The following is a 12,877-nucleotide window of genomic DNA, read 5'->3' as shown; positions in this document are numbered from 1 at the left end:
CTCTTTTTCATGTCGCAGCTGCTGCCGAGGGGCGTCAGCGGACGCCTTTGGCGGCGGCGCCGCGCGCGCGTCCGGCGGGAGCCGCAGGCTCCTCGCCCTCGGCCAGATGCCGGTACAGCCGCTGCCCCAGCAGCGTCTGCACGATGAGGATCAGGCCGCCCGCCGTCCAGTAGAGCGGCAGCGCCGCGGGAGCGGTGAACGAGAACAGCCCCATCATGACCGGCGACAGGTAGACCATCCAGGCCATCTGCTTCTGCATGTCGGTCTGCTCCATGCCCCGCTGCGACAGCTTCGCCTGCACGAAGTAGACGGCCGCCGCGAGCAGCGGCAGGACGAGGTCCGGCTGGCCGAGCTGGAACCAGAGGAAGCTGTGGCTCGACAGCTCTGGACTCATGCGGATCGCATAGTAGAGCCCCGTCAGGATCGGCAGCTGGATGAGCAGCGGCAGGCAGCCGATCGCGAGCGGGTTGTAGCCGTGCTTGCTGTACAGCTCCATCATTTCCTTCTGCTGCTTCTGCATCGACTCCGGCGTCTTGTCCCCGCCCGCATGGCGCGCCTTGAGCGCCTCGAGCTCCGGCTGCATGCGCTTCATCTTGCCCTTCATCACCTGCTGGCCGCGGTACTGCCGCAGCATGAGCGGCATGAGCGCGAGCCGCACGAGCAGCGTCACGAGGATGAGCGCGATGCCGTAATTATCGTGCAGCCCCCCTGCCAGAACGCGCAGCAGCCAGCTCAGCGGAAAAACGACGTAGTGGTTGAACATCCCTGGCGTATCGGCATCAATGGAGCCGTGCGCGCCGCAGCCGGCGAGCAGCAGCAGGGCGATCGCCGCAAGCGCGCCCTTGGCGAATGCTCCGAGCCTCGGCTTCGGAATCATGGCAAACATAGTGATCCTCCCTTGTGTTGTCTAAGCGACAGCGACAAGGGACAGGCAGGCGGAGGCGTCGTCATCGGGCGATTCCTTGCGCTTCCTCAGCCGGATCAGCCTGTGGCTGATCGGACGGCTGGCGGCAGCGGGCCGGATCACGCTAGGAGCGCCGAGCACGGCCGCCGCAGGCAGCAGGGAAGCGCTGCGCGATCCGGAATGCAGCCACGCCATGTAATAATACGCGGCCGAGCAGGCCAAGCCGATCGACCAGATCCAAGACAGCAGCTCATGCATGTCCAGCATGATCTCACCTCCTCCGCTTCATCTGAACCCAGCGTACCACAGCGCGCCAGTCCACGCCAGCCGCATGCGATGCGCGGCCCCGGCAGGATTTTTGGCACCGCTTGCAGAATGAGGAAAGGAATGCATGAGGCACAACCCTAGAACGGAGTGAGCCGACATCATGGAACATGCTCCAGGTCCAGTCGCGGCCCAAGGCCGTACCGCTCAGATATGCAGCTATGGCCCCGACCAGATTCTGAAATGGTTCAAGGAAAACATCCCCCGTCTCGCCGCCGAGCAAGAGATGACGGCAGCCCGCTTCGCCGCCTCGGCCGGACTGCCCGTGCCGAGGGCCCTTTTCCTGTCGGAGTGGCAAGGCCGGCCGGCGATCGCCTTCCAGCGGATCGAGGGCCGGTCGATGCTCGCCGTCCTGTTCCGCCAGCCTTGGCGCATCGCCTCCAGCGGAGCCGCGCTGGCCCGGCTGCATGTCGACATCCACACCAAGGGCGCCGGCCCGGACTCCGGCCTGCCCAGCCAGATCGACTGGCTGAGCCGGCGCATCCAGGCCGCGCCATTGCTCGCCGAGCCGGAAAAGGCGGCCGCCATAGCGGCTCTCCATAGGCTCCCGGCCGGCCGCCAGCTGCTGCACGGCGATTTTCATCCCGGCAACGTGCTGCTGGGCAAAGGCGGCAAGCTGTGGGTCATCGACTGGATGACGGCCGTCTACGGCCATCCGGCCGCCGACGCGGCCCGCACCGTGCTGCTGCTGCGGACGGCGGCGCTGCCGGCGGAGCTGTCCCGTCTCTCGGGCTTCCTTTTCGAAGCGGTCCGCTCGCTGCTGCTGCGCCAATACCGCCGCTCCTACTTGCGGCTCAGCGGTCTGGAGGCCGCGGAGCTGGAGGCGTGGATGCTGCCGCTGGCCGCCGCCCGGCTCTGCGAGGAGCTGCCGCCGGAGGAGAAGCTGCTGCTGCACAAGCTCGTCCAGCGCGAGCTGCGGCGGCTCGGTCCGCGGCAGCCCGCCCCCGCCTCCTGATTAGCCCCTGCCAAAAAGGAAACAATGAAAACGAGCCCTTCGCCGGAAGGCGAACGAAGCGAACGTGGAGGGAACGAGCATGTCGACCTGGACTCTGCGCTATGCCGGCGGCGAGAAGGAACCGCAGGAGCTGGTGTTCCGCCGCCAATCGGAGCTGAACGCCTACCTGCACTCGCTGACGGTGAGCGAGCTGCTGCGCATCCGCGTCTATGACGCCGATGAGCGCCATATGTGCGGCAAGACGTACATCTATACGTATCTGCATTGAGCGGATGCGCCAATCGAAAAAGGGGCAGCCCCTCCGCTGGATGCGGTGGAGGCTGCCCCTTTATCGTTCGTTCATGGCCGCGTCTGCGGCTCTCCGTTCAGCACGAGCCGATAGTCGATCTCGGCCTTGAGCGAGTCGGAGACGGCGCAATACTTCTTGCTGCCGAGCTCGATCGCCTTCCAGATCCGGTAGTCCGGGATCCGGCCGTCGACGTGGAACGTGAGCGCGATATGCGTGAAGCCGCTCGGCGTCTCCGTCTTGCGCGTCCCGTCGGCCACGATGTCGAGCCGGTCGATCTGATCCAGGAAGTGGTCGAGGATCATCGTCACGTCGATGCCGATGCAGCCGGCCAGGCCGGCCAGCAGCAGCTCCATCGGCGTCGCTCCCTTGCCCTCGCCGCCGTAGGCGGGCGTGGCGTCCATGCCGATCGCATAGCCGGAATCCCCCTCGGAGGTAAACGCGCGTTTTCCCTGCCAGGTTGTCGTTACGATCACGTCGATCCGCCTTCTTTCGCTAAATTAGGTCGTGCCTCGCGCCTTCAGCGCTCTCCTTGCAGCTGCCGGATGAACCGCTGCGCCCGCTCGCTGCGCGGCGCCGCGAAGAAGGCTGCCGGGGCGGCCTCCTCCACGATGCGGCCGCCGTCCAGGAAGACGACGCGGCTCGCCGCCTCGCGCGCGAACTTCATCTCATGCGTGACGACGACCATCGTCATGCCCTCGCGCGCCAGCTCCCGCATGACGGCGAGCACCTCGCCGACAAGCTCCGGATCGAGCGCCGACGTCGGCTCGTCGAACAGCAGGACGGACGGCTCCGTCGCCAGCGCCCGCGCGATCGCCACGCGCTGCTGCTGGCCGCCCGACAGCCGCGACGGATAGGCGTCGCGCTTGTCCGACAGGCCGACCCGCGCGAGCAGCCGCTCGCCGATCCGGTCGGCCTCCGCAGCCGCCATGCCGCGCACGACGCGCAGCGCCTCCGTGACGTTGCCGAGCGCCGTCTTGTGCGGATACAGGTTGAACTGCTGGAACACCATGCCGGTCCGCTGCCGGATGCTGCGGAACCGCGCCTCCCGCTCGCGCGGCTTCATGCCGGCATCGACGGCGACGCCCGCCACCTCCACGGAGCCGGAGCTCATCGTCTCCAGCCCGTTCAGGCAGCGCAGCAGCGTGCTCTTGCCGGAGCCGCTCGGGCCGAGCAGCACGACGATCTCTCCTTCTTCCACCTTCAGTCCGACTCCGTCCAGCACGCGCTGCGACCCGAACTGCTTCACCAGCTCCCGCGCCTCGATCATGTCGATCCCTTCCTCCGCTGTCTCTTCAGTACGCCCGCGCCAGCCGGCGCTCCATCGCATGCAGCAGCGTCGTGAACGCCGTGCTCATGACCCAGTACATGACGGCGATGCCGATGTAGAACGGCATGTTCACGTAATACTGGGCGATCAGCAGTTGCGCCGAGCGCAGCAGCTCGGTCACCGTGATGACCGAGACGAGCGACGTCTCCTTCAGCATGCCGACAAAAGTGTTGCCCATCGGCGGCAGCGCGATGCGCGCCGCCTGCGGAAGGATGATGCGCCGCATCGCCTGCCACGTCGTCATGCCGGACGCGTAGGCCGCCTCGAGCTGGCCTTTGGGCACCGCCTGGATCGCTCCGCGGAACGTCTCCGACAGGAACGCGCCGACGTTGATGCTGAGCGCGATGACGGCCGCCGTGATCGGCCCGAGCGTGATGCCGTAATCGACCAGGCCGTAGTAGACGATGACGATCTGCACGAGCGCCGGCGTCCCCCGGATGACCGAGACGTAGCCGCGGGCGAGCGCCCGCAGCGGCCACGGCCCCCGCAGCCGCATGAGGGCGACGGCGAGGCCGATCAAGAGGCCGAAGAACATCGACAGCAGCGTGATGAGCAGCGTATAATACGCGCCCCGGAGCAGGAAGCCGGCGTTGTCGAACACCAGATCCATATGGCTTCAGTCTCCCCTCGCGAGCCGGCTGCCGCCGTCCGTCATTCCGCCGGCGGCTCCTCGCCGAACCATTTGACGAAGATCGTCTTGTACGTCCCGTCTTCCTTGATGCCCGTCAGCGCCTCGTCGATCGCCGCGAGCAGGTCGGGGTTGTCCTTGCGCAGCGCGACGCCGGCGCGGTCGGACTTGATCGGCTCGCCGACCGCCTTGATCTGGAAGCCGTTCTTCTCGACGACCGGCTTCAGCGCGTACAGGTTGTTGATCGTCGCGTCGATGCGGCCGGCGTTCAGATCCTGCAGCGTCGTGATGACGTCGTCGTACGTCTTGATCTCGAAGTCGCCGACTTCCGGCAGCACGGTCGTGCGCAGGTACGTCTCGTCGTTCGTGCCGAGGCCGACGCCGATCTTATGGCCCTTGAAGTCCGCCAGCTTCGTAATCGCATCGTTCTTCTCCTGCACGATGACCTTCACCTGATTCGTGATGTACGGCTGCGAGAAGTCGATCGCCTTCTTGCGCTCGTCGGTAATCGTCACCTGGCTGATGATGACGTCGATCTTTTTGGCCTGCAGGCTCGGGATGAGGCCCGAGAACTCCTGCGGCGCGAACTCCGCCTGCACGCCGAGGCGCTTCGCGATCTCCTTGGCGATGTCGGCGTCGAAGCCGTCGATCTCCTTGTTGTCGTTCAGGAAATTATACGGCGCGTACGTGCCCATCAGGCCGACCTTGAGCACGCCGGCTTTCTTGATGTCGGCGAGCTGGCCGCCCTCTGCGGCCGGCTGCTCCGCGCCTGGGCTCGCGGACGGAGCCGGCGAGGCCGCCGGAGCATTGCCGTTCGCGCCTCCGCATGCCGCCAGCAAGGCGGTCGTCGAGATGAGGGCGATCAGCCCGAGCTTCTTGGTCCATTTGTTCATCATTCACACACTCCCATAGTCAGGTAAGATTGGATACCCTTTTCTCTATAAGCTTTCCGACAGCGCCGGAATCATGCGCCCGCCCGCCGGACGGCCCGCGCGCTCCGCTCGGCCAGCCGCAGCGCGAGCGCGCCTGCCAGACGGCTAGGCGCCCCCCGGCAAGCCGTAAAACTCGAATCTCGCGGTCTCGGCGGCGAGCTGCTCGGCCGTTCGGCCGGCGACGCCGCTGCCGGGCAGGCGCGGCGACAGCAGCCAGCGCCCGATCAGTCCCTCGACGAGGCTCATCAGCATCGCCGCCCGCAGCGCCGCGTCGATGTCTCCCGGCAGCATGCCGAGCTCCACCGCCCGCTCGATGTTGGCGACGAACGCCTGCTCCAGCGACAGCCTCGTCTCCGCGATCGCCGCGGACACCATCTCGCTGCCCTGCAGCCCGCCGAGCAGCAGCTCCATCCACTCGCGGTTGCCTTCCGCGAACCGGTACAGATCCGCGAACAGCTGCTCCGACGCCCGCACCATGTCCGGCACCGTGCCGCCGCTGCGGCGGTAGCCTTGCGCGATCACCTCGGTCAGCTGGCGTCGCCCTTCGGCGACGATCTCCAGCGCGACCGCTTCCTTGCTTTTGAAATGCCAGTAAAACGTGCCCTGCGCGACGCCCGCATCGGCGACGATGTCGGAAATCTTGGCCGCATGGTAGCCATGCCGGGCGAACCGCTGCAGCGCGCAAGCCATCAGCTGCCGGCGCCGCTCCGTCTCCACGCTGGTCGACATCCTGCTCCCGCCCCCCCGATTGACTCGTCAGTCAGTTGATATTTAAATCCTATCGACTAAGTGGGTTATTGTCAAGCGCAACAAAAAAAAGACGCGACTGAGTTTCCTCAATCGCGTCTCGCGGATGCCGCATGACCGGCGGACAAACGGGCCTTGCCGCGCGGCAGGCTTGCCCGCGCCTCAGCCGGTCTCCTCGCCATGCCATAGCTGGCGGAAGCTCTCGCTCGTGCGCAGCAGCTCCTCGGCGCTGCCCTCGGCCTCGATGCGGCCGCCGTGCAGCACGATGATATGGTCGGCATGGGCGAGAGCCGCCTTGCGGTGGGAGACGACGAGGCAGGCCGCGTCTCCGCGCTGCCGGAACAGCCGCTCCCAGAGCCGGCGCTCCGTCTCGACGTCGAGCGCGCTCGACAGGTCGTCGAACACATACAGCTGCGCGTCGCGCACGAGCATGCGGGCCGCGGCCGTGCGCTGCGCCTGTCCGCCGGACAGCTTGACGCCGCGCGGGCCGACCATCGTGTCGAGCCCCTGCTCCAGCCCGCCGATGTCCTCCTCCATGACGGAGGCATGGAGCGCTCCCTCCACGCTGCCGGGCCGCTCGGGCTGGCCGAGCAGGATGTTGTTGCGCAGCCGGTCGCTGTACAGGCGCGGAATCTGCGCCGTATACGCGCTCTGCGGCGGCACAAAGAAATCGGCCGGCCGCTCGACGAGCTCGCCGTTCCAGCGGATCTCGCCCGCCTCGGCCGGCAGCAGCCCGAGCAGCGTCCGCACGAGCGTCGTCTTGCCGCTGCCGATCATGCCGGTCACGACGGTGAACGAGCCGGCCCGCAGCGTCAGGTCGATGCCTTCGATGCCGCGTCCCGTCTCCGGGAACCGATACGTCAGGCCGCGCGCCTCCAGCATCTGCAGCGGCGGGGCTGCGACCGGCGGCGGGAAGCCGTCGTCGACCGGCGATTCGGCCGGCTGTCCGGCATCCGCCGGACTCGCCGCACCCGCTGGAGCGGCCTGCGTGGATCGCGCCTCCTCCGACTGTCCGCCGCGCCGCGGCTTGCGGCGTCCGAGTCCGATGTACGCGGGCTTCGTGAGCAGCTGCGCCGGCGCGCCCTGCAGCATCGACTTGATGCGGCCGAAGCTGACGGCCATCTGCTTGTAGTAGGTCATGAAGTTGCCGACGTTGCCGATAAGCTGCGTCACGAACGTCAAGTAGTAGACGAACAGCGCCAGGTCGCCGACCGTAAACCCGCCGGCGCGCATCTTGTAGCCCGCGAGCAGCAGGATGAGGCCGGTGCCCAGGTTGACGGAGTTGGCGAAGACGGAGGACAGCGCCTCGGTCATCAGCTTGTCCTTGACCATCGTCTCGCGGCGCTTCTCGCTCAGCTGCACGAACCGTCCGACGACGCGCTTCTCGGCGCCGGCGACCTGGATCGCCTGCACGCTTCCGAACATCTCGCTGATCGCTCCGGTCACCTTGGCCGTCGCCTCGCGGCTGGCGGCGCGATACTTCTGGATGCGCGCCGTGCCGATCTGGGCGGCCGTGACGACGAGGATGAGCGGCACGAAGACGAGCACCGTCATCTGCGCGTCGATGGACAGCAGGATCCAGCTCGCGACGACGACGAAGCCGACGAGGCCGAGCATGTCGACCGACCAGCTGAACGCTTCCTCGGTATGGTCGACGTCGTCGCGGAAGTTGCTGATCGCTTCGCCCGGGGATACGGGGATCGCCCTCGCCCCCGGCTCCTTGAGCACATGGGCGAGCATGTTGCGGCGCAGCAGCATGCTGACCCGGTAGCGGACGTTGACGTCGGTCAGGAAGCCGACGTAGATGAGCGCGATGCGCCCGAGCGCGGCGGCGACGAGCAGCGCGGCGATCGCGGCGATGCCGTAAGGGAAGTCGTAGCTGCCCTCCAGATCGTCGAAGAACGCCTTGGTCAGCAGGCCCGGCACGAGCGGCGCCATATGGATGAGCGACCAGGCGATCAGGTTGAGCGCATACAGGCCCGGCCGATAACGAATGATGGAGATGAAAAATTGTCTGGTCTTCATGCGAGCACCTCCTCCATGCCGACCGCGAGCATCCGGCTGAACCGCGAGTCGGGGTCGGATGCCAGCTGCTCGCGGCCGCCGCTCTCCAGCACCCGCCCGTGCTCCAGGATGAGGATGTGGTCGGCGCGCTGCACGGTCGCGAGCCGGTGCGCGATGATGATGCAGGTCTTCTCCTGCAGCAGGCGCGTGATCGCCTGCTCGATGCGCGTCTCGGTCAGCGGGTCGAGCCGCGAGCTCGCCTCGTCGAGGATGACGAGCCCCGGATCGGTCAGGAACACGCGGGCGAACGCGAGCAGCTGCGCCTCGCCGGCCGACAGGCTGCCGCCGCCGGAGGCGAGCACGGTGTCGAGGCCGTCCGGCAGCGAGTCGTGCCAGGCGCCGAGCCCGAGCTCGCGCAGCACCTCGGCAATGCGGGCGTCGGGGATCGAGTCGTCGAATAGCGTCAGGTTGTCGCGCACGCTGCCCTCGAGGATCTCGATGTTCTGCGTGACGAGCGCGACCTTGCGCCGCAGCTCGTGCAGCTTGAGCTCGCGCAGGTCGACGCCGCCGAGCCGGATGCCGCCGGCCTGCGGATCATAGAAGCGCAGCAGCAGCCGCGCGAGCGTCGTCTTGCCGCTGCCGGTGCGGCCGAGCAGGCCGAGCGTCTGGCCGGGTTCGAGCTTCAGCTGCAGGCGGTGCAGCGTATTGCGTCCGCCCTCCTCATAGGCGAATTCCATGTCGTGGAATTCGACGGACAGCGGTCCGGCAGGCAGCTCCGCGCCAGGACCGTCCTGGATCTTGGGCTGCGTCGCCAGCAGCTCGCGCACGCGCAGCAGGCTGGCGTCGGCCTTTTGCAGATCCTCCAGCTGGGTGCGGATCTTCTCGATCGGCTTGGCGAGCTGCTCGGTATAGTAGAAGACGAGGTAGATGGAGCCGATCGTGAGCGCTCCCTGCCCGCCCTCCCACAGCCAGGCGCAGACGAGGAACGCGGCGGCGTTGCCGAGCGCGAAGACGAGGATCGTCGTGCTCCACATCATGCAGAAGCCGAAGAACGCCCGCACCCGCACGGGCAGCATGCGGCGCGTCAGCTCGTAGAAGCGGTTCATGACGTAGCCGGCCGCGCCGTTGGCGCGCGTGTCCTCGGTGCCTTCCAGATGCTCGCCGATGAAGCCGTAGAACTCCGCGTTCATCTCGCGCCAGCGCTTCCAGACCGGCACGGCGAAGCGGCGGATCCACTGGATGACGTACACCGCGCCGATGACGAAGGCGGTCATGACGAGCCCGATCCAGACGTTCTCGCGGAACAGCAGCGCCAGGATGCCGACCATCAGCACGAGATTGCCGGCGAGGTGGATGATGAAGCTCGAGAAGAAGTTCGCCAGCGCGTTCACGTCGCCGTCCACCCGCTCGATCAGCGAGCCCGACGTCTGCGTCTTGTGGAAGCCCATGTCGAGCGCCAGGCAATGCTCGGCAAGCTCCGCGCGCAGCCGGTTCGTCGTCGACCAGCCGAGATTCTCGCTGAAGTAGGCCGCGGCCACCGACACGCCCTGCTGCACGAGGGAGAACAGGATGAAAAAGCCGGCGGCCCAATAAAGCGCCGTCAGTTCTCCGTCTCCCTGAGCGGTGTCGATGAAATAGCGGATGATCTGCGGATTGACCAGCTGCAGTCCGATCGACAGCAGCAGCAGCGCGGCCAGCCAGCCGAGCAGCCGCTTCTGCGGCAGCACGTAGCGGCCCAGCATCTCGCGGTAGACGCTCCAGCCGCCGATTTTCCGGTCCTCTTTCTGTTCCCCTTTCACACGAACACTTCCTTCCATTCCGTAACTCTACTGCAGCCGCTCAGGGGCCGTCAATGCCTAAATTGGCCTAAACGAAACTGGCGGGGACGGGGGGCTTCGGGACCTCGATCGCAAGGCGCATCGTTTCGTTGTAAATAAATGGTCCGCCCCGTACACTTAAGGGCAGCACGGCCATTCTCATCCCGAAAGGATGCTGCATCCATGCAAGCTCTCGGCACGTACGGCTTCATCGCTCTTATCCTGCTCTTCGTCTACTGGCGCCGAGCCCGCTCCGGCTCGAGACCGCGCCGCATCCGGGCCGGCGGCTGGCTGATGTTCCTGCCGCTCGCCTTCCTCGCGCTCGGCTTCGCCGCCAGCCTCGGCTCCCTGTCCGCCGGCGGCGGAAACCCGCCGTTTCCTCCCCTGTGGGAGGAGCTCTGCGCCGCGGCGATCGGCGTCGCGATCGGCTGGATCATGCTCGCGCACACCGCCTATGAGCGAGGAGCGGACGGGGAAATCTACTCCAAGCCCAACCCGAACTTCAAGTATGTCATTCTCGCCGTCATCGTCCTGAGGATCGCCCTCTCCTCGTTCCTCCAGGGAATCGAGCCGGACCGCTTCCTCCTGCTGACGATGACGCTGGCGTTCTGCTACATCGCGGTATGGCGGATCGGCAGCTTCATCAAGTACCGCTCCGTCCGCAGCGTGCAGGGAGCCTGAGCGGCGCGCCGCCACGCCCGCAGCCTCCGGCCGGCTCTATTCGCCCGAGCGGAGCGGATATGGTATCGTGGAGGGACGAACGGCCCGCTCCTGCACGCGGCAGCCGGGCTCGATCCGGCTGCCGCGCCTGTTTCGCGGCCGAGCCGATCGGGCCATCCATTTGATGCGAAAAGGAAGGGATTCCCCCATGTTCCATACGACGGCCTACGAAGGCACGCGCGAGCAGCAGTACGAGACAGTCCTCCGCCAGCTGCAGGCGCTCATCGAAGACGAGCCGAGCCTCATCGCCAATCTGGCCAACGCCTCCGCGCTGCTCGGCCAGTTCCTGACCGAGATCAACTGGGTCGGCTTCTACCTGCTCGACGAGCAGGGCCTGGTGCTCGGTCCGTTCCAGGGGCTGCCGGCCTGCGTCCGCATCCCCGTCGGCCGCGGCGTCTGCGGGACGGCCGCCGAGCGCAAGGAGACAGTCGTCGTGCCGGACGTGCACGCGTTCCCCGGCCATATCGCCTGCGACGCCGCCTCACGCTCGGAAATCGTCGTGCCGCTGCTGGCGCAGGACGGCCGGCTGCTCGGCGTGCTCGACATCGACAGCCCGGTCACGGACCGCTTCGACGAGACCGACCGCGTCCAGCTGGAGCGCTTCGCCGCCCTGCTGACGGCCGGGCGCTGATCGGCCCTGTCCTCAGCTTTTCTTCGCGCTCGCTCGTTCACTTGGATATCGGATATCCATGAAGGAGCGTGCGACAATGGAAGAAACGCTGTCCGGCCCGAGGCGGCCGCTGCGGCTGAAGGCGGCGATGCTGCTCGATTTCGGGCGGAAGCAAGCGCTCAGCTGCGCGTTTCCCGTGCTCATCTTCGCCTCGCTCGGCTTCACGAAGCTCGTCGACGTGCCGGGCATCGCCCGCTACGACCTGCTGCTCCTGCTCTGCCTGGCGATCCAGGCGGCCATGCTGCTGCTGCGGCTGGAGACGGCGCGCGAGCTGCAGGTCGTGCTGCTGTTCCATCTCATCGGCCTGATGCTGGAGCTGTTCAAGGTGCGGATGGGCTCCTGGAGCTACCCCGGCGAGGGGTGGAGCAAGATCGGCGGCGTGCCGCTGTACAGCGGCTTCATGTATGCCAGCGTCGCCAGCTACATGTGTCAGGCGTGGCGCAGGCTGGAGCTGAGCTTCCGCGGCTGGCCCGACCTGCGGCTGTCGACGGGGCTGGCGCTGCTCGCCTATGCGAACTTCTTCACGCATCACTGGCTGCCGGATCTGCGGTGGTGGCTGACGGCAGCGATCTTCGCGGCGTTCTGGCGCGCGAGCGTATCCTACACGGCCGGCGGGCAAAGGCTGAAGATGCCGGTGCTGGCCAGCTTCGCCCTCATCGCCTTGTTCATCTGGCTCGCCGAAAACGTCTCGACGTTCCTCGGCGCATGGGCGTATCCCGATCAGCGGCTCGGCTGGAGCCTCGTCCACTGGGGCAAGCTGAGCAGCTGGTTCCTGCTCGTCATCCTCAGCCTGCTGCTGGTGTACGCGCTGAAGCGGCGCTTCCCTCCCGCTGCGCCGAGCCGGCCGGAGCCGAAGTGACGGCGCGCTCGAAGAGGGTCTCCTCCAGAACAAAAAGGACGGAAGCGGCGTCGATGCCGCTTTCGTCCTTTATTTCATGCTGGGCGTCCCTAGGGCGCGTGAGCTAGGCGATGCCGTAGCGCTCCGTCAGAATATGGAGATGATGCCGCTCATGCCCGGCGATGACGCAGGCGAGCAGCAGCGCGCTGTGCGGCAGCCCGTTGGCCGTGCCGGAGCGCTCCCAGTCGCCCGGAGCCAGCCCGCGCAGCAGCGACAGCGTCGCCTCGCGCACGGCCGCATAGTCGGCGAGCGCCTCCTTGGCGGTCCATGATTCGAATGGAGCCGCCGCGACGTATTCATCCTCGGCAAAGCCCGGCAGCGGCGTCCGGTCGCCGCGGGCGATCGCCAGCAGCCGGTAGCTCAAGATGCGCTCGGTATCGGCCAGATGGCCGATCACCTGGCGCACGCTCCATTTCTCGGGGGCGTAGCGATGGCTCGCCTGCTCCTCGCTGAGCGCGCCGAGCCGCTCCAGCGCGCGTTCCTTCTGCTCGGCCAGGATCGCGATCAGGTCGCCTTCCGGCACGCGGGAGAGATAGGGAACTTCATGAGCCGGCACGACGGCCGGATCGGGTCTTTTGTCCATGAAAAAACCGCCCTTCGAAAAGAAAGTTCCCTTTCCTTTCGCCGGACGGCTCAAGAACTCCTGCCGCCCGCATGGCGCT

The 12,877-nt window shown here is 66.9% G+C and carries 15 protein-coding genes; 5 read left to right on the top strand and 10 right to left on the bottom strand.

Translation table 11 applies throughout. The annotated features are described in order from the left end of the window. Window positions 1–34 precede the first annotated feature (34 nt). On the bottom strand, window positions 35–886 hold the full coding sequence (yidC, locus tag B8V81_RS02130; protein ID WP_052333224.1) for a membrane protein insertase YidC: 852 nt from the start codon (window positions 884–886) through the stop codon (window positions 35–37). Between the two features lie 21 nt (window positions 887–907). Beyond that, window positions 908–1,171 carry a hypothetical protein gene (locus B8V81_RS02125; RefSeq protein ID WP_028598899.1) on the bottom strand — a complete coding sequence of 88 codons (264 nt, stop codon included), beginning with the start codon at window positions 1,169–1,171 and terminating at the stop codon, window positions 908–910. Window positions 1,172–1,331: 160 nt separating this feature from the next. Here B8V81_RS02125 and B8V81_RS02120 point away from each other — a divergent pair, with 160 nt between their 5' ends. After that, the gene (locus B8V81_RS02120; protein ID WP_028598898.1) at window positions 1,332–2,183 is read left to right on the top strand and encodes a phosphotransferase enzyme family protein; all 852 of its coding nucleotides are present in this window, start codon (window positions 1,332–1,334) and stop codon (window positions 2,181–2,183) included. A gap of 79 nt (window positions 2,184–2,262) precedes the next feature. Continuing rightward, entirely contained in the window at window positions 2,263–2,451 is a 189-nt protein-coding gene (locus B8V81_RS02115) for a hypothetical protein (RefSeq protein WP_028598897.1), read from the top strand. Between the two features lie 71 nt (window positions 2,452–2,522). Here B8V81_RS02115 and B8V81_RS02110 read toward each other — a convergent pair whose 3' ends face one another. The 7 genes from B8V81_RS02110 to B8V81_RS02080 all read right to left on the bottom strand — a co-directional run bounded on the left by B8V81_RS02110 (window position 2,523) and on the right by B8V81_RS02080 (window position 9,852). Beyond that, window positions 2,523–2,945 carry an OsmC family protein gene (locus tag B8V81_RS02110; RefSeq protein ID WP_028598896.1) on the bottom strand — a complete coding sequence of 141 codons (423 nt, stop codon included), beginning with the start codon at window positions 2,943–2,945 and terminating at the stop codon, window positions 2,523–2,525. Window positions 2,946–2,989: 44 nt separating this feature from the next. After that, on the bottom strand, window positions 2,990–3,739 hold the full coding sequence (locus tag B8V81_RS02105; RefSeq protein WP_028598895.1) for an amino acid ABC transporter ATP-binding protein: 750 nt from the start codon (window positions 3,737–3,739) through the stop codon (window positions 2,990–2,992). A 25-nt stretch (window positions 3,740–3,764) separates the two neighbouring features. Beyond that, a complete protein-coding gene (locus B8V81_RS02100) occupies window positions 3,765–4,409 on the bottom strand; it encodes an amino acid ABC transporter permease (RefSeq protein WP_028598894.1) in 645 nt (214 codons plus the stop codon). Window positions 4,410–4,450: 41 nt separating this feature from the next. Continuing rightward, window positions 4,451–5,323: a transporter substrate-binding domain-containing protein gene (locus tag B8V81_RS02095; RefSeq protein WP_028598893.1), complete on the bottom strand. Its 873-nt coding sequence runs from the start codon at window positions 5,321–5,323 to the stop codon at window positions 4,451–4,453. A 141-nt stretch (window positions 5,324–5,464) separates the two neighbouring features. After that, window positions 5,465–6,088: a TetR/AcrR family transcriptional regulator gene (locus tag B8V81_RS02090; protein WP_043111310.1), complete on the bottom strand. Its 624-nt coding sequence runs from the start codon at window positions 6,086–6,088 to the stop codon at window positions 5,465–5,467. Between the two features lie 180 nt (window positions 6,089–6,268). Further along, window positions 6,269–8,131 (bottom strand): ABC transporter ATP-binding protein, encoded by a 1,863-nt coding sequence (locus B8V81_RS02085; RefSeq protein ID WP_101807579.1) that lies wholly within the window; start codon window positions 8,129–8,131, stop codon window positions 6,269–6,271. Further along, on the bottom strand, window positions 8,128–9,852 hold the full coding sequence (locus B8V81_RS02080; RefSeq protein WP_174817698.1) for an ABC transporter ATP-binding protein: 1,725 nt from the start codon (window positions 9,850–9,852) through the stop codon (window positions 8,128–8,130). The genes B8V81_RS02085 and B8V81_RS02080 overlap by 4 nt, the downstream gene beginning before the upstream one ends. Window positions 9,853–10,110: 258 nt before the next feature. Between B8V81_RS02080 and B8V81_RS02075 the strand changes: the two genes are divergently transcribed. The 3 genes from B8V81_RS02075 to B8V81_RS02065 all read left to right on the top strand — a co-directional run bounded on the left by B8V81_RS02075 (window position 10,111) and on the right by B8V81_RS02065 (window position 12,176). Next, entirely contained in the window at window positions 10,111–10,608 is a 498-nt protein-coding gene (locus B8V81_RS02075; protein ID WP_028598889.1) for a CcdC protein domain-containing protein, read from the top strand. Window positions 10,609–10,795: 187 nt separating this feature from the next. Further along, window positions 10,796–11,278, top strand: coding sequence for a GAF domain-containing protein (locus tag B8V81_RS02070; protein ID WP_028598888.1), 483 nt, complete (start codon window positions 10,796–10,798; stop codon window positions 11,276–11,278). A gap of 76 nt (window positions 11,279–11,354) precedes the next feature. Next, complete coding sequence (locus B8V81_RS02065) at window positions 11,355–12,176, top strand: DUF817 domain-containing protein (protein ID WP_084137230.1); 822 nt, start codon at window positions 11,355–11,357, stop codon at window positions 12,174–12,176. Window positions 12,177–12,279: 103 nt separating this feature from the next. Here the strand turns inward: B8V81_RS02065 and B8V81_RS02060 are convergent, their stop codons facing one another. Beyond that, a complete protein-coding gene (locus B8V81_RS02060) occupies window positions 12,280–12,798 on the bottom strand; it encodes a DinB family protein (RefSeq protein ID WP_043111308.1) in 519 nt (172 codons plus the stop codon). Window positions 12,799–12,877: the final 79 nt, after the last annotated feature.

The organism is Paenibacillus pasadenensis (genome assembly GCF_002864175.1).
Lineage (GTDB): Bacteria > Bacillota > Bacilli > Paenibacillales > Paenibacillaceae > Paenibacillus_O > Paenibacillus_O pasadenensis.
This window is presented reverse-complemented; position numbering and strand designations above follow the sequence as displayed.